This is a genomic window from Microcella sp. (assembly GCF_046293215.1).
Classification (GTDB): domain Bacteria; phylum Actinomycetota; class Actinomycetes; order Actinomycetales; family Microbacteriaceae; genus Microcella.
Map to the genome: position 1 here is coordinate 1 of NZ_JBKBPI010000011.1, position 15,063 is coordinate 15,063.

The following is a 15,063-nucleotide window of genomic DNA, read 5'->3' on the forward strand; positions in this document are numbered from 1 at the left end:
GCGTCGGCCAGCTGGATGCGCGCGGTCACCATCGCCGCGTCCAGCGCCTCGCGCGCGTGGCTGAGCCGCTGCGCCTGCGTGCGCGCCGCGGCGAGGGCCACGTCGAGCGCGTCGAGGGCGGCGCGGAGGCGGGTGAGAGCGGGAAGTGGGTCACGAGCATCCACGGTGCTGGCGAGCGCGGCGTCAACGTCGGCGACCGCGCGCGTGATGCCCGCCGCGGTGTCGGGGTCCGGTGCGGAGCCGACGGCGTCGAGCGCTTCGGTGCGCTGCACCCGCGCGTCGGCGGCGAGAGACTCGAGGGCGGTGGCGACGTCGTCAAGCCGGGCGGCCGCCGCGGCCCGGTCATCGAGCAGACGCTCGGCCGCGGCGATCGCGACGTCGGCGTTGTCGAGTTCTTCGGTGACGGGCGGCGGCACCGCCTGCGCCAGCGCGTCGTCGACGCGGGCGAGTGCGGCGTCGGCGGCGTCGAGCCGCTCAGCCGCGAGCCGTGGTGCATCGGCGGCGGCGCCGAGCGCCCGTGCGCTGTAGGCGTCGGGCGTGTGCTGGCGGGCGCGCTCGTCGTCGGCGTGCCGCGCGCGTACGGCGTCCGAGCGCTCCCGCAGTCGGGTGAGCCGCTCGCGTGCCCCTGACTCGGCGCTGCGTCGACGTCGAAACGTTGCCTCGTGTTCGCCGAGGCGCGCGGTGATGCGGTCGGCAAGCATCACGATGCGGTCGGCGCGTTCGCGCTGCCGGAGGCCGGGAGCGGGGTCGTCCACGAGCATCCCGTGCAGCCGGAAGATTTCGCGCCTGTCCTGCTCGGCCTCATCGATCGCCACGCGGAACGCGGCCGTGTCACGCTCTCCGAACTGGGCGAGCGCGAAGCCGAGCTCGCGTTCGGCCGACTGGAGGGCGTCGTCAGCCTGCACGAGCGCGACGCCGGCCCGCGTGCGTTGGCTGTCGAGTTCGCGTTCGGGACGGTGGCGACCCCGCGACACCATGACGATCCCGCCGACGAGCACCGCCGTGACGACGATGCCGAGGGTGAAGGCCGCGGTGAGGATTCCCGAGACGACTCCGCCGAACAGTTCCACGAGACCGAAGTGTAGGCGGCGCATCTTTCCCCACGCGGCGCGGAATACCCAGCGAATCACGCCCCCGGTCGTAGGGTGACCGCGTGTGGCGTGCCGACCGATACGACGATCATGAGCTCGATGACGATGCTCCCGCGGCCGCGCCGTCGGTCGAACCGGGGGCGCTCACCATCGGCGACCCCACGGTCACGCCGATGAACGTGGCAAGCGAGACCTGGCAGCGCTGGCGCGCCGAACTCGCCGAGCTCGGCGGCGACAGCCCTCTGCTGCACTTCGACGATGACCGCCGCGGCCGCATCGAGCTCGGCACCAGCCACCCCGGTGGGCTTGCCCGCTTCATCGCCGGCAGCCCCACCCTGCTGAGCAACCTGGTGCGCGACGACGTGGCGCTGAAGGCCGCCCGCATCGCCGCCGAGCGCATTGCCGACAAGGGTCTCGAACTGTCGAGCGTGCGCGGAATCGACGCAATCGCCCTCGGCATCGGCATGGTCGCGTGGAGCCACGACGGCACCGACTATCGAGCCCCCCTCCTGCTGCGCCCGCTCGACCTGCGCCGCCGCGGCCGCGACATCGAGCTCACGCTGCTCGACCGGCTCGTGCTCAACCCGGCACTCGCGCGCGTGCTCGCCCAGCAGTTCTCGCTGCACCTCGATGAGGAGGCCTTCGTCGCCCTCGCCGACGATGGCGGCACGTTCAAGCCCAACCCGCCGCTCGACCGGCTCCGCGGGCTCACCGCGCACCTCAACGGCTTCACCATCACCCCGCGCCTCGTCGTCTCGACGTTCGCCGAGGTCGGGCCGGCGCTCGCCGCTGACGCGCGCGACCTCGCGCATCCGGTGCTCGACGCCATCGCCGGCAACACGAGCGCCCGCTGGGCGGTGCAGGAGAGCCAGACGACGGTCACGCCGGTGCCGGCCGACCAGCGCCCGCCCGAGACCGACCTGCTCCTGCTCGACGCCGACGCCGAGCAGGAGGACGTCATCGCGAACGTCGCCGCCGGCAACTCGATCGTCGTGAAGACGCTGCCCGGCACGGGAGCCACGCAGACGGTCGTCAACGCGCTCGGCACGCTGATCGCCCAGAACAAGCGCGTGCTCGTCGTCAGTTCGCGTCGCGCTGCCCTCAGTTCGATCCAGCGCCGCTTCATCGACATCGGGCTGCCCGGCGTCACGGTCATGCCTCGCACACTGCGCCGCGACCTGATCCGCGCCATCAGCCGCAACGAGAAGGCGCAGAAGCCTCGCGTGGCCGACATCAACGAGGCGCTCGTGCGACTGCGGGGCGTGCTGCTCGACTACCGCGAGGCGCTCGGCCGCCCCGACCCGAAGCTCGGCATCAGCGTCTACGACTGCGTGACCGAGCTGAGTCGCCTGGCCCTGCTGCCCAGCCCGCCGACGACGCGCGCCCGGCTCGAGCGCTCTGCCGTCGAAACCCTCGCCCACAATCGCGCGCACGCGGCCAACGTCATCGTGCAGGCGGCCAAGCTCGGCCAGTTCACGTACGGCCCGGGCGACTCGCCCTGGTACGGCGCGCGTTTTTCGACGGGCGAGGAGGCGACCCGCGCCCAGGAGCGCGCCCGCCGCCTGCACACCGAGCTGGTGCCGCGGCTACTCGAGCGCGCGGTCGCCCTCGTCGCGACGACCCCCATGCGCCCGTTTGAGACGCTCGCCGAGCTGGGCACCTACCTTCGCCTGCTCACCGATCTGCGCGACACGCTCGACAAGTTCCAGCCGGCCGTGTTCGACCGCTCGCTGAGTGAGCTGATCGCCGCCACCGCGCCCCGTCGCGAGGGGTCGACGATGCCCGCGACGACGCGTCGTCGCCTCAAGGCGCTCGCGAAAGAGTACGTGCGCCCGGGCGTTCACGTGAGTGACCTGCACGACGCGCTCACGCGCATCCAGCAGCAGCGCATTTTGTGGCAGCGTTTCGCGCCTGTCGGTATCACGCCGACCGTGCCCGTCGGCATCGCCGACGTGGCGGTCGCGTTCCAGCAGGTCGAGCAAGACCTGGAAGCGCTGGATGCTCCGCTCGGCCACACGACGCGCGAAACGCAGCTGCTCAACCGCCGCATCGACGACCTGCAGAACACGCTCGCCGGCCTCGCCGAGCAGAGCGACGTGCTCGCGAACCTGCAGGAGCGCACCGAGCTGATGCGCGAAATGCAGCCGTGGGGTCTCACCGCACTGCTCGACGATCTCGCCCAGCGCCACGTGCCGCACGAGCAGGTCGCCGCCGAGCTTGAGCTCGCCTGGTGGCGCAGCGCCCTCGACAGCCTTCTGCAGGCTGACCGCGCACTGCTCGGCGCCGACACGGGTGTTCTCGATCGGCTCGAGTCGGACTTCCGCCTCGTCGACGAGGCGCATGCCGCCGGCAGCGCCGCCATGATGGCGTGGCAGCTGTCGGAGGCCTGGTCGATCGGCATCACCGACTGGCCCGACGAGGCCGCCGCGCTGCGCGGCTCGCTGAAGAGCGGCGCGATCACTCCCGCCGAGCTGCAGAAGCACGCGCCGCACCTGAGCCGTCCGCTCGCGCCCGTGTGGTTGAGCTCGCCGTACGACGTCCACGAGATCAGCGATGACATCCCGTTCGACGCCGTGTTCGTGCTCGACGCCGGTGCGGTCACGATCGCGGAGGTCGCGCCGGCGATCCGCCGCGGCCGCCAGGTTGTCGCCGTTGGCGACCCGGTTACGCAGACGCCGGCCGCGTTCTCGATCGCCGTCACCGACCAGCCGGCCGCCGCCGACACCAGCGACGTGGATGCGCGCCACTCGTCGAGCGCACTCGTCCAGCTCTCCGAGCTGCTTCCGACGCTCAGCCTCACGCGCTCGTACCGCGCGGGAGGCGAGGACCTCGCCGAACTCGTCAACCGTCGCTTCTACGCGGGCCGCATCGACTCGCTGCCGTGGGCCGGGTCGTTCCTCGGTCACCCGTCGATCGCGGTCGACTACCTCGATGACGGCAACGGCATGCCCGACGACGACACGGGCACGATCGAGAGCGTCGACGCCGAGGTCGACCAGGTCGTGATGCGCGTGCTCGAGCACGCCACCGCGCGGCCGAAGGAATCGCTGATGGTCATCACCGCGAGCGCCAAGCACGCGGCGCGCGTGCAGACGGCCGTGCTGCGCGCGATGCAATCGCGCCCCGACCTGCACGACTTTTTCCTCGGCGACCGCGCCGAACCGTTCGTGGTGCTGACCATTGAGCAGGCGGTCGCCCAGTCGCGCGACCGCGTCATCTTCTCGATTGGCTTCGGGCGCACCCCACACGGCCGCGTGCTGAGCGAGTTCGGGGCCCTCGGGCGCCCTGGTGGGGACCGGCTGCTGGCGGTCGCGATGACCCGTGCGCGCCGCTTTGTGCGCATCGTGTCGTGCATCCGCGCCGATGACCTCGACGACGACCGTATGGGCCCCGGTGCTCGCGCGCTCGCCGAATTGCTCGCCGACACCGAGGCGCGTCGCACCGCCGTCGATGTGCCCGACGACAGCGATCCGATGCTGATCGACCTGGCCCGCCGACTCGAAGCGCGGGGACTGCGCACGGCACTTGGCCACCGCGGCAAGCTGAAGCTGGTCGCCAGCCGCGGCGGCTACTGCATCGCGATCGACACCGACGCGTCACTCGGCACGATGAGCCTGCGTGAGTCGCTGCGCCTGCGCCCCGACCTGCTACGCCGCCTCGGCTGGCACTACGCCCGCGTGCACGTGTTCGAACTCTTCTCGAACCCCGACGCGGTGGCCGAACGCATTGTCGCGATGGCGCGTCCGGCGCCGGTTCCGCCCGCCGCTCAGCCGATCGACCGCGAGGTGGCGACGGGCCCGGTTCCGGTGCCCACGACGGCCCCCGCGTCGACGGTCACGCCCGCGCCGTCGACGACGTCGGCCGCGCCCGCCGCGTCTCCGTTCGCTCCGCCGATGCCGCCCCCGTCGGCCGAGTATCGCGCGCAGGCGGCGCACAACGAAACGCAGCCGCTGTTCTGATCACGCGTACCCTGGTGCGCGTGACCACACACGATTCGGCGGATGCTCGCGGCGAGGCTCCGCGCCCGCCTCGCGCTCGTCGCCGGGTCACCACGGCGCCCCCGCCCGGGTCTGACCCGGCGCCCGCCCGCGCCCCCCTCACTGCCGAGCCGCACCGCCACGGCTCGGGCGAGAACGACGACCGGCTGCGGGCCGACAAGCCGCCGCACTACGCGTGAGCGGCGTCAGCGACCTCGGCGTGCTGCTGTCGTCGATGCAGCCCGAGCTCGACCCCGACCCCTGGGTGTTTGCGGCGGCGGCCGCGCCGCTCTCGGGTGCGGAGGTGACCGTCGTGGAGACCGAGGGGGTGACCTCGGTGCTGCGCGAGCGTGATCTCCCGCCGGCGCGCAACGTCAACACCCCCGTCGAGGTGAGCGCGCCGTTCGCCCGCATCACCCTGCGCGTGCATTCCGACCTCGAGGCCGTGGGGCTTACCGCGGCCATCGCGACGGCGCTCGCGGCCGAGGGCATTCCCGCGAACGTGGTCGCCGGGTTTTTCCACGACCACGTCTTCGTTCCGTGGCCCCGTGCATCCGACGCCGTGGCGGCCCTGCGCGCGCTGAGTGACGATTCGGCGACGCCGGGCCGAGTCGCTCGGAGCTAGCGTTCCGACGACGGCCCGCGCTGGGCGGCGAGCAGGTCGCGAATCTCGGCGAGCAGCTCGGCCTCGGTCGGGGGAGTGTCTTCTGACACGGCGGGCTCGCCGGCCTTGCGCCGCTCTTCAGCGCGACGCTTCAGCGTGTTGATCGGCAGCACGAGGGCGAAGTAGACCACGGCGGCGACGATGAGGAACTGCAGGAGCGCGCCAAGCACCGCGCCGAACGAGATGATGGCCGGCTCGTCGGGGTTGTCGGTCGCGATCGTGATGACCGCGACGCTCGCGAGGTCGTCGGCGTTGAAGAGGGCGCCGATCGCCGGGTTGATGACCGAGTTCACGATCGCGTTCACGACCGCGGTGAACGCCGCGCCGATGACGACGGCAACGGCGAGCTCAACGACGTTGCCGCGCAGGATGAACTCTTTGAAGCCCTTCAGCATGGTGGCTCCTTCGGGTGAAAGGACGGAAAGCTGACCGTCCCGACCCTAGCTGGCGGCCGCCGCCGGCGCGCTGGACGCGGTGCTCGAGCCCGACGAATTCGACCCCGAGTCGGACGACCCGGAACCCTTACCCGCGGCCGCCCGGCTGTCGGTGCGGTAGAAGCCCGAGCCGTTGAAGGTCACCCCGGTGACCGAGAAGATCTTGCGCAGCCGCCCCTGGCACGCGGGGCATTCGGTGAGCGCGTCGTCGGTGAACGCCTGCGTGACGTCGAACGCGTTCTCGCAGGCGGTGCATCGGTACGAATACGTGGGCATGGCGCCGTTTCCTCCGCCGTCAAGGATACGTCGGCTCAGAACCGTCGAATGCCACCCGGGGTGACCGCCCCGTCAACGGGCTGGTCGTGCGGTTCGTACGGGAGTTCATCCAGGATTTCGTCGTCGAAGATCACGGCGAACACGGGCGGTCGTTTGTCCATCGACCCGAGCGTCTTGTCGAAATAGCCGCGGCCCCAGCCCATGCGCATGCCGCCGTGGTCGCATGCCGCCGCGGGCACGAGCATGAGTCCCACCTCGCCCACCATGATCGGCGGAACGATTCCGCCGATCGGCACGGGCATGCCGAGAACGTCTTCGCCTTCGTCGTCGGAGTCGTACGCCGCCCAGTCGAGCAGTCCGTCGTCGCGTGACACGGGCAGCAACACGTCAACGCCGTTCTCGCGCGCCCAGGCGAGGTAGGCGCGGGTGTCCGGCTCATTCGGCGTCGAGAGGTAGCACGCCACCGTGCGAGCACCGAGCGACTGCGTCAGGGCAATCAACTGCGCCGTGAGGGGTGCGGTGCTCGCCTCGCGCTCGGACGCCGGCCTGATACGCCGCCGCTCTCGCAGTTCGGCGCGCAGCGCCCGTTTGGCGGTGACCGGATCGCTGGGCATACCCAGCATCGTAGGGCTGCCAGGGCGCGCGGAGGTGTCCCCTCGCTACGCTGAGGGCATGTCGAAACCGATCACGAAAGCAGTCATCCCCGCGGCGGGGCTCGGAACACGCTTCCTGCCGGCCACGAAAGCCATGCCGAAAGAGATGCTGCCGGTTGTCGACAAGCCCGCCATCCAGTACGTGGTCGAGGAGGCCGTGACGGCCGGGCTGACCGACGTGCTCATGATCACGGGACGCAACAAGAACGCGCTCGAGAACCACTTCGATCGCGTGACCGAGCTCGAGGCGACCCTGCGCCGCAAGGGCGACGACGACCGCCTCGAGAAGATCATGGAGTCGACGAACCTCGCCGACATGCACTACGTGCGTCAGGGTGACCCGAAGGGCCTCGGCCACGCCGTGCTGCGCGCCCGCCAGCACGTCGGCAACCAGCCGTTCGCCGTTCTGCTCGGAGACGACATCATCGACGAGCGTGACCCACTGCTGCCGCGCATGATCGATGTCGCCGCCGAGCGCGACGCCACGGTCGTCGCCCTGCTGGAGGTCGACCCCGCGCAGGCGCACCTGTACGGTGTGGCGACCGTTGAAGCGACCGACACCGACGACGTGGTCAAGATCACTGACCTCGTCGAGAAGCCCGCGCCCGGCACGGCCCCGTCGAACCTGGCCATCATCGGCCGCTACGTGCTGAAGCCGGAGATCTTCGACGTACTCGAGCACACCGAGCCGGGCAAGGGCGGCGAGATTCAGTTGACGGATGCGCTGCTCACCCTCGCCGACGACGCCTCCTCGGGCGGCGTCTACGGCGTCGTCTTCCGTGGCCGCCGCTACGACACGGGCGACCGGCTCGACTACATCAAGGCGATCGTGCAGTTGGCGAGCGAACGCGACGACCTGGGGCCGGAGCTGCGCAGCTGGTTGACGGAGTTCGTCGCGACGCTTGAACGCTAATCTCGCTCCATGGCCGCGATTCCGACGCTCCGCGAGGGCGACACGGTGCTGCGGCCGATCCGTGTGCGGGATGCGCGCGCGCTCGAACGTGAACTGATCGCGAACCGCTCGTGGTTGCGCCCGTGGGAGGCGACCAGCCCGGGGGCGAACCTGGCGTGGGATACGCGGGGCAGTATCCGGGGGCTCCTGCAGCAGGCGCGCGCTGGCAGCGGCCTACCGTTCGTGATCGAGTGCGACGGAGAGTTCGCGGGCCAGCTGAACGTGTCCCAAATCACCTACGGTTCGCTCGCGTCAGCGACGCTCGGCTACTGGGTGGCTGAGCGCTTCGCCGGGCGCGGGCTGACCCCCACGGCGGTGGCGCTCGCGACCGACCACCTGTTCTTTTCGCGGGGGCTGCACCGCATGGAGATCTGTATTCGACCCGAGAACGGGCCGAGCCTGCGCGTGGTCGAGAAGTTGGGCTTTCGCTACGAGGGGCTGCGCCGCCGCTACATCCACATTGACGGTGATTGGCGCGACCACTTCTGCTTCGCGCTGACCGTGGAGGAGGTTCCCGTTGGCGTGTTGCACCGCTGGCGACAGGGCCGGGTGCCCGAGCACGCCGCTCACGTTCCCGAGGTCGACCGCATCGCGGCGCGCCGGGGGCTCCGTCTGCCGTAGCGGCCCTACTCTCGTGCCATGGCTGAGGGTTCAGGGGCCGGTACTGCCCTACTGATTGCACTCGCAGCCGTGCTCTGGCTGTGGTACCTGATTCCGCTGTGGCGCCGACGTCGCGAGTACCTCGCGACCGAGCGCAACGCGATCCGCTTGCAGCAGACGCTGCGCATCATGGCGCAGACGACCGAGCTGCCCGAGCCGGTGCGCGCCGAGTTGACGGCGCGCGAGGCGGCGGCGCAGCAGCGGTCGCTCGCGGCCCGTCAGCGCGAAGAGGCGGCGATCGCCCGCGCCCGTGAGGTCGCCGCGCAGCGCGCGCTGCGGGCCCGCTTGGCGGCGCAGGCCCCGGGCCTCGTCGCCGAAGTGGATGCTGCGCGCACCGGCCAGCGTCGGCTTCGCCGTTCGCGGGCGGTCACCACGCTCGTGACGTTCCTGTCGCTGATCGGAATCGCCGTGTCGGCCGGCCTCGGCGCGTGGGCGTGGACCGCCTTCGCCTCGGTCGTCGCCGTCAGCGGCGTCGTGCTGCTCGTCGGACTCGCCCGGGCGGGCCGCCGCCGCTCCGCCGTTCTCGCGGGCAACGGCTCGCGTGCGGGGGCCAGCAGCGACTTCGTCGACTTGGCGCCGGCCACGGAGGGCCGCCGCGCCCCCCGCCAGTGGACTCCCGTGCCGCTGCCGAAGCCGCTGTACCTCGACACCGCCATCGACGCGGCCCCGCGTCCCGAGCTGCGCCGCAGCGCGATCGACCACGCCGCTGTGCTCGCTGCCGCGGCGGCCGAGGCCGAGAAGGCGCAGCGGGACACCGCCGCGTCGGCTGCCGCGTCGGCGCCGGGCGCGCCCGCCGCGACCCCGGCCGCGGCGACAGCGCCCGAGCTGGCCGCCGAGCAGCCGAGCCGCTTCGCAGCGATGGGCATGCTTGACGGTCTGCCGACGCGCGCCCCCGACCTCGACGAGGTGCTCGAGCGACGCCGCGTCGCCGGCTGAGTCGCGACGTCCGCGTGGCCGCGACCGTGTGCATCCGGCGCGTTTCGCGGTGATAAGGTTGACGTCGTTCTAGGGCCTGTGGCGCAGTTGGTAGCGCGTCTCGTTCGCAATGAGAAGGTCAGGGGTTCGATTCCCCTCAGGTCCACCAGTGCGTCTGTCTTGACCTCCGGTTCACGGTCCGTCACGCTGTCGGCATGACTCCGCGGAGAATGTCTCGATTCGCCCCGATCGCGGTGGGCACAGTGGGGGTCATCGCACTCGCCGTCGGCCTCGGGGGCTGCGCCACGAGCGAGGGCGAGTCAGATGCGACGTGGCGGTTGGCGCCCCAGGTCGAGGTCGACTCTGCAACGACGACGTTCGAGATTCTCGTCAGCCGCGTGGAGTGCAACAGCGGCGTCACCGGCACCGTGAACGAGCCGTCGGTCGAGTTCGGTGACGAGGAAGTGGTCATCACGGTGCGGGTGAGCCCCGGGTCGCCGCAGGCGGCAACCTGTCAGGGCAACGACGAGGTGCCGTACACCCTCCGCCTCACTCAGCCGATCGGCGACCGAGTGCTCATCGACGGCGGCTGCCGCGGCGGGGAGGCTGCAGAAACGGTGTTCTGCGACTCAGCGGTGCGCGGTCGCCCCTAGGGTCGCGCCCCTGCTCACATCTCTTCGTGGGTCTCCGGGTCGCCACCGAATAGGCGCCCGTCGGGCCGACCGAGTGCGGTGATGGCGGACACCTCAGCATCGCTCAGGGTGAAGCCCCCGAGCTCGAGGTTCTCGCGCTGCCGCTCCGGGTTTCCCGACTTCGGGATCGGCAGCGAGCCGATCTGCTGGTGCCAGCGCAGGATCACCTGGGCAGGGGTCACCCCGTGTGCCGTTGCGGCCGACGCGACGGGCGCCGACTCCTTGACCGGGGCGGCCTTGCCGAGGGGGCTCCACCCTTCCGTGACGATGCCGTGCTCGGCGTGGAAGGCGCGCAGCTCCACCTGTGGGAAGAACGGGTGCAGCTCGATCTGGTTGACCGACGGCATCACACCCGTCGCGTCGGCCACGCGGGTCAGGTACGCGGCCGTGAAGTTCGAGACGCCGATCGAGCGCACGCGCCCCTCCTCGCGCAGGCGCACCATTGCCCGCCACGTGTCGACGTACTTGTCGACGCTCGGGTTTGGCCAGTGGATCAGATACAGGTCGAGCACATCGAGCCCGAGTCGTTCCATCGACCCGTCGAACGAGCGCAGCGTCTCGTCGTAGCCGTGGTCGCGCCCCGGCACCTTCGTCGCGACGATGATCTCGTCGCGCGGAACGGCCGTTTCTGCGATTGCGCGACCCACAGCATCCTCGTTCTGGTAGTTCACCGCCGTGTCGATAAGGCGGTATCCGGCGTCGAGGGCGCTCAGCACCGCGGCCGTTCCCTCCTCGCCGCGCAGCGGGTAGGTGCCGAAGCCGATGTCGGGCATGGTCGTTCCGTCGTTGAGAGCAGGCATAGCTGCACGCTACCGCGCCTGAGCAGGCTCGCCCTGTCGAACGTCGGCGCACGCGAGTAGCCTCGCGCCATGGCCACCGACGCCCGCCACGCCCTCGATCCGGCACTCGTCGACTGGATGCTCGCCACCGACCCTGCACTCGCCTGGCAGGTCGAGCGCGACCTGCTCGGCGCGCCCGACGACACGTGGCAGGCAACGCGGGCGCGGGTCGCGACCGATGGGCTGGGGGCGCGGATGCTCGCCCACCAAGACCCCGACGGCCAGTGGGCGGGTGGCGCCTACTTTCCGGGCGGCTTCGACTTTCACGGCCCCGAGGCCGCGCCCGGCGCGGGTCAGCCCTGGACCGCCACGACGTGGTCGCTGAACACCCTGCGCGAGTGGGGTCTCGACGCGTCGGCGCTCGCCGGCACGGCCGAGAAGCTCGACGCGAACAGTCGGTGGGAGTACGACGACCTGCCCTACTGGGGTGGCGAGGTTGACGCGTGCATCAACGGCTTTACGCTCGCCAACGGCGCCTGGCTCGGCGCCGAGGTGTCGGGCATCGCGGACTGGTTCGCCGAGCACCAGCTTGATGACGGCGGCTGGAACTGCGAGTGGGTCGAGGGCTCGACGCGCTCCAGCTTTCACTCGACCCTGAACGCGCTGAAGGGCATTCTCGACTGGGAGATCCGCACCGGCGACGACCGCTTGCGCGAGGTGCGGCACCGCGGTGAGCAGTATCTGCTGACGCGGCGCCTGCTGTACCGCGCCTCGACGGGCGAGAAAGTGGGCCCCTGGGTGGACCTCTTCGGCTATCCGTTCCGGCACGTGTACACGGCGCTCAATGCGCTCGACTACCTGCGCCGGGCATTCCTGCATGACGGCGTTCCACCCGATGAGCGCGCCGCCGACGCGGTCGCGATCGTGCGCGATGCCCGCCAGGGCGACGGCACGTGGCTGCAGGGCAGGCGCTATGCGGGCGCCGTGTGGTTCGAGATCGACGTGCCCGTCGGCGAGCCGTCGCCGTGGCTGACGTTCTTCGCGACGCGGGTGCTCGACTGGTGGGCGGCGGCCGACCCCGCAGCCCGGTGAACTCCTGACAGTTCCTGCCACGCGGCGTCGCGTCCGGGTAGTCTGACGGAAACGCTCAGGAACGGCCACCCGATAGTCTGATGATTCATTTGCAGGAAAAGTTTTGCCTGTTTTCAGTGTGCTCGACCCGATCGGAGCCCCATGTCGAACGCTTCGGACACCACGTTTCGCGCCCCCGCGGCCGTGCACGCCGCCAGCGTTGACGAGACCTTCGCCGCCCTCGACGTCACGCCCGACGGGCTGAGCGCCGACGAGGCTGCCCGCCGACTTCAGACGGTTGGCCCGAACCGTCTGCCCGAGAAGGCTCCCGACCCGGCGTGGAAGCGCCTTCTGAGGCACTTCAACGACGTGCTCATCTACGTGCTCCTTGCGGCCGCCGTGCTGAAGACATTCCTGCTCGATTGGGTCGACGTGGGTGTAATCCTCGCGGTCGCCATCATCAACGCGCTCATCGGCTTCATTCAGGAGGGTAGGGCTCAGCGCGCCCTAGACGGCCTGCGCAGCATGCTGTCGGTGCGCGCTCAGGTGCGCCGCGACGGCGAATGGGTCGGGACGAACGCCGAGAACCTCGTGCCCGGCGACGTGGTGCGTGTGAAGTCGGGTGACCGCATCCCGGCCGACATTCGCATCACTCACTCCACCGAGCTGCGCGCCGAAGAGGCGGGTCTGACGGGCGAGTCCGAGCCCGTCACGAAGAGCGCCGACCCGGTCGACGAAGTCTCGGGCATCGGTGACCGCACGTCGATCGGCCACTCCGGCAGCCTCGTCGTCAGCGGCCGAGGCACCGGTGTCGTCGTCGCGACCGGCGCCGAGACCGAGATCGGCCGCATCAGCACGATGATCGAGTCGGTCGAGCAACTGTCGACCCCGCTTGAGCGCAAGATTCACCGCTTCAGCATTCTGCTGGCGCGCATCATCCTGACCGTTGCGGTGCTGCTGGTCGTGTTCGGCTTTGCGGTGCACGATTACCCCGTGCCCTTGCTGCTGACCGTCGCAGTGGCTTTCGCGGTAGCTGCGATCCCCGAGGGCCTCCCCGCCATCGTGACCATCACGCTCTCGTTGGGCGTGCAGGCGATGGCTCGCCGCAACGCGATCACCCGGCGGCTCACGTCCGTCGAAACACTCGGATCCGTCACTGTCATCTGCTCGGACAAGACGGGCACGCTCACGAAGAACGAGATGACCGTCGAACGCGTGGTGACATCCGAGGCCACCTACGACGTTGACGGAACGGGATACGACCCGAGCGGAGGCATCCGCCGCGATGGCGCTGAGGTCGACGTCACCAGCGAGGATGCTCTGCGCCGGCTGATCACGATCATGGCCGTCGCGAACGACTCGGGCCTCAGAGAGAAGGACGGCGCGTGGTCGATCGTCGGCGAGCCGACCGAGGGCGCGCTCATCACGCTCGCGCACAAGGCGCAGGCCGTTCCCGAGGAGTTCGAGCGCCTCGCAGCCGTTCCCTTCGAGTCAGAACACAAGCTGATGGCGACCCTCGACCGCGGCCCCGACGGCGACGTGACGGTGCACGTGAAGGGGGCGCCTGATCGGGTGCTCGACCGCTGCGTCGCGCAGCTCGGGGCGAACGGCGACACTGAGCCGCTCGACGCCGACTTCTGGCGCGACCGCATCGCCGAGCTCAGCGCTGGCGGCCTGCGGGTGCTGGCCGCAGCGCAGCGTGCCGCCGAACCAGACACGAGCGACCTCGCGCTTGAGCACCTCGACGACGACCTCGTCTTTGTCGGCGTCGTCGGCATCCTCGATCCGCCTCGCCCCGAGGCGATTGAGGCGATCGACGACGCGAAGCGAGCCGGAATCCGCGTGAAGATGATCACGGGTGACCACGCGGGAACGGCGACGGCCATCGGCCGCCAGATGGGCATCATCGACCCCGACGACGACCACGCCGACGAGGCCATCACCGGTGCCGAACTCGACGCCGCCAGCGACGAAGAGCTGCGCGACATCGTGCAGCGCTACGACACGTTCGCCCGGGTGAGCCCCGAGCACAAGCTGCGCATCGTCGAGGCGCTCCAGGCGCACAACGAGGTCGTCGCCATGACCGGCGACGGCATCAACGACGCGCCCGCACTGCGCCGCGCAGACGTTGGCGTGGCCATGGGCATCAAGGGCACCGAGGCGACCAAGGAAGCCGCCGAGATCGTGCTCGCCGACGACAACTTCGCCACGATTGCGCGCGCGGTCGAGGAGGGCCGGCGCACCTTCGACAACATCGTGAAGTCGGTTGTGTTCCTGCTGCCGACGAACGGCGCGCAGTCGCTCGTGCTGCTGGTCGCCGTGCTGCTCGGCCTGTCGATCCCGCTCGCCCCGGTGCAGATCCTGTGGGTCAACCTCATCGCGGCCGTCACCCTGTCACTCGCCCTCGCGTTCGAACCGGCCGAGGCCGACGTCATGAAGCGCGCACCGCGCATCCCGGACCGCCCGATTGTCGGCGCGGCCCACCTGATCCAGATCGCACTCGCCTCGCTGCTCATCGGCGGGGGAACGCTCGCCATGTACTACCTGGCGCGCGGCCAGGGCGTCGACGACCCGCAGGCGCAGAGCCTCGCCGTGACCACCCTCGCGGTCGCGCAGATCGGCTACCTGCTGACCTGCCGCAACCTGCGGGGGGCCACGGTGTCGCCGGCCCAGTGGTTCTCGAACCCCATCGTGTGGCTGTCGATCGGCGGACTGCTCGTGCTGCAGGCGCTGTTCGTGTATGCGCCGTTCATGAACACCCTGTTCGGCTCTGCCCCCCTACCCGCCAGATCGTGGGCGTTCGCGTTCGCGATCGCGGCCGCCGTGTACGTCGCCATCGAGGTGACGAAGGCGATCACGCGCCGACTCATGCCCGAGGCGGCGCCGCGATGACGGACAC

General features: G+C 70.5%; 13 protein-coding genes, 1 tRNA gene and 1 pseudogene. 10 read left to right on the top strand and 5 right to left on the bottom strand.

The window, feature by feature from the left end; genetic code table 11:
• Positions 1-1,070, bottom strand: a pseudogene (locus ACK4SC_RS10170) (hypothetical protein); the annotation flags it as partial.
• 83 nt (positions 1,071-1,153) lie between these two features.
• On the opposite strand from ACK4SC_RS10170, the gene ACK4SC_RS10175 reads away from it, so the two are divergent.
• The 3 genes from ACK4SC_RS10175 to ACK4SC_RS10185 are packed head-to-tail and all read left to right on the top strand — an operon-like array spanning position 1,154 to position 5,693.
• Complete coding sequence (locus ACK4SC_RS10175; RefSeq protein WP_409617633.1) at positions 1,154-5,050, top strand: DEAD/DEAH box helicase; 3,897 nt, start codon at positions 1,154-1,156, stop codon at positions 5,048-5,050.
• A gap of 20 nt (positions 5,051-5,070) precedes the next feature.
• Positions 5,071-5,268 carry a hypothetical protein gene (locus ACK4SC_RS10180; RefSeq protein WP_409617635.1) on the top strand — a complete coding sequence of 66 codons (198 nt, stop codon included), beginning with the start codon at positions 5,071-5,073 and terminating at the stop codon, positions 5,266-5,268.
• On the top strand, positions 5,265-5,693 hold the full coding sequence (locus tag ACK4SC_RS10185) for an ACT domain-containing protein (protein ID WP_409617637.1): 429 nt from the start codon (positions 5,265-5,267) through the stop codon (positions 5,691-5,693). The genes ACK4SC_RS10180 and ACK4SC_RS10185 overlap by 4 nt, the downstream gene beginning before the upstream one ends.
• Here ACK4SC_RS10185 and mscL read toward each other — a convergent pair.
• Genes mscL through ACK4SC_RS10200 form a run of 3 tightly spaced genes read right to left on the bottom strand, consistent with a single transcriptional unit; the run spans position 5,690 to position 7,056 of the window.
• Positions 5,690-6,127, bottom strand: a complete 438-nt coding sequence (mscL, locus tag ACK4SC_RS10190; RefSeq protein WP_409617638.1) for a large conductance mechanosensitive channel protein MscL — start codon at positions 6,125-6,127, stop codon at positions 5,690-5,692. The two genes, ACK4SC_RS10185 and mscL, sit on opposite strands and share 4 nt — an antisense overlap.
• Positions 6,128-6,172: 45 nt before the next feature.
• Positions 6,173-6,442, bottom strand: coding sequence for an FmdB family zinc ribbon protein (locus ACK4SC_RS10195; protein ID WP_409617640.1), 270 nt, complete (start codon positions 6,440-6,442; stop codon positions 6,173-6,175).
• 35 nt (positions 6,443-6,477) lie between these two features.
• Positions 6,478-7,056, bottom strand: coding sequence for a 5-formyltetrahydrofolate cyclo-ligase (locus ACK4SC_RS10200; protein ID WP_409617641.1), 579 nt, complete (start codon positions 7,054-7,056; stop codon positions 6,478-6,480).
• A gap of 58 nt (positions 7,057-7,114) precedes the next feature.
• On the opposite strand from ACK4SC_RS10200, the gene galU reads away from it, so the two are divergent.
• From galU to ACK4SC_RS10225, 5 genes are all read left to right on the top strand, one after another.
• Complete coding sequence (galU, locus tag ACK4SC_RS10205; protein WP_409617643.1) at positions 7,115-8,008, top strand: UTP--glucose-1-phosphate uridylyltransferase GalU; 894 nt, start codon at positions 7,115-7,117, stop codon at positions 8,006-8,008.
• Positions 8,009-8,017: 9 nt separating this feature from the next.
• Positions 8,018-8,668 (top strand): GNAT family N-acetyltransferase, encoded by a 651-nt coding sequence (locus ACK4SC_RS10210; RefSeq protein WP_409617645.1) that lies wholly within the window; start codon positions 8,018-8,020, stop codon positions 8,666-8,668.
• Between the two features lie 18 nt (positions 8,669-8,686).
• A complete protein-coding gene (locus ACK4SC_RS10215) occupies positions 8,687-9,643 on the top strand; it encodes a hypothetical protein (protein WP_409617647.1) in 957 nt (318 codons plus the stop codon).
• Between the two features lie 72 nt (positions 9,644-9,715).
• Positions 9,716-9,791 (top strand) — tRNA-Ala (locus tag ACK4SC_RS10220).
• A 61-nt stretch (positions 9,792-9,852) separates the two neighbouring features.
• Positions 9,853-10,275, top strand: coding sequence for a hypothetical protein (locus ACK4SC_RS10225; protein WP_409617648.1), 423 nt, complete (start codon positions 9,853-9,855; stop codon positions 10,273-10,275).
• Positions 10,276-10,289: 14 nt separating this feature from the next.
• Here ACK4SC_RS10225 and ACK4SC_RS10230 read toward each other — a convergent pair whose 3' ends face one another.
• Positions 10,290-11,114 carry an aldo/keto reductase gene (locus tag ACK4SC_RS10230; protein WP_409617650.1) on the bottom strand — a complete coding sequence of 275 codons (825 nt, stop codon included), beginning with the start codon at positions 11,112-11,114 and terminating at the stop codon, positions 10,290-10,292.
• 69 nt (positions 11,115-11,183) lie between these two features.
• Between ACK4SC_RS10230 and ACK4SC_RS10235 the strand changes: the two genes are divergently transcribed.
• Both ACK4SC_RS10235 and ACK4SC_RS10240 read left to right on the top strand, forming a co-directional pair.
• Positions 11,184-12,185 (top strand): squalene cyclase, encoded by a 1,002-nt coding sequence (locus tag ACK4SC_RS10235; RefSeq protein WP_409617652.1) that lies wholly within the window; start codon positions 11,184-11,186, stop codon positions 12,183-12,185.
• 141 nt (positions 12,186-12,326) lie between these two features.
• Positions 12,327-15,056, top strand: coding sequence for a cation-translocating P-type ATPase (locus ACK4SC_RS10240; protein ID WP_409617654.1), 2,730 nt, complete (start codon positions 12,327-12,329; stop codon positions 15,054-15,056).
• Positions 15,057-15,063 lie beyond the last annotated feature (7 nt).

Coding starts and splice junctions, on each gene's coding strand:
- mscL (WP_409617638.1), bottom strand. CDS start 6,127: ATGCTGAAGGGCTTCAAAGAGTTCATCCTGCGCGGCAACGTCGTTGAG.
- ACK4SC_RS10195 (WP_409617640.1), bottom strand. CDS start 6,442: ATGCCCACGTATTCGTACCGATGCACCGCCTGCGAGAACGCGTTCGAC.
- ACK4SC_RS10200 (WP_409617641.1), bottom strand. CDS start 7,056: ATGCCCAGCGATCCGGTCACCGCCAAACGGGCGCTGCGCGCCGAACTG.
- galU (WP_409617643.1), top strand. CDS start 7,115: ATGTCGAAACCGATCACGAAAGCAGTCATCCCCGCGGCGGGGCTCGGA.
- ACK4SC_RS10210 (WP_409617645.1), top strand. CDS start 8,018: ATGGCCGCGATTCCGACGCTCCGCGAGGGCGACACGGTGCTGCGGCCG.
- ACK4SC_RS10215 (WP_409617647.1), top strand. CDS start 8,687: ATGGCTGAGGGTTCAGGGGCCGGTACTGCCCTACTGATTGCACTCGCA.
- ACK4SC_RS10225 (WP_409617648.1), top strand. CDS start 9,853: ATGTCTCGATTCGCCCCGATCGCGGTGGGCACAGTGGGGGTCATCGCA.
- ACK4SC_RS10230 (WP_409617650.1), bottom strand. CDS start 11,114: ATGCCTGCTCTCAACGACGGAACGACCATGCCCGACATCGGCTTCGGC.
- ACK4SC_RS10235 (WP_409617652.1), top strand. CDS start 11,184: ATGGCCACCGACGCCCGCCACGCCCTCGATCCGGCACTCGTCGACTGG.
- ACK4SC_RS10240 (WP_409617654.1), top strand. CDS start 12,327: ATGTCGAACGCTTCGGACACCACGTTTCGCGCCCCCGCGGCCGTGCAC.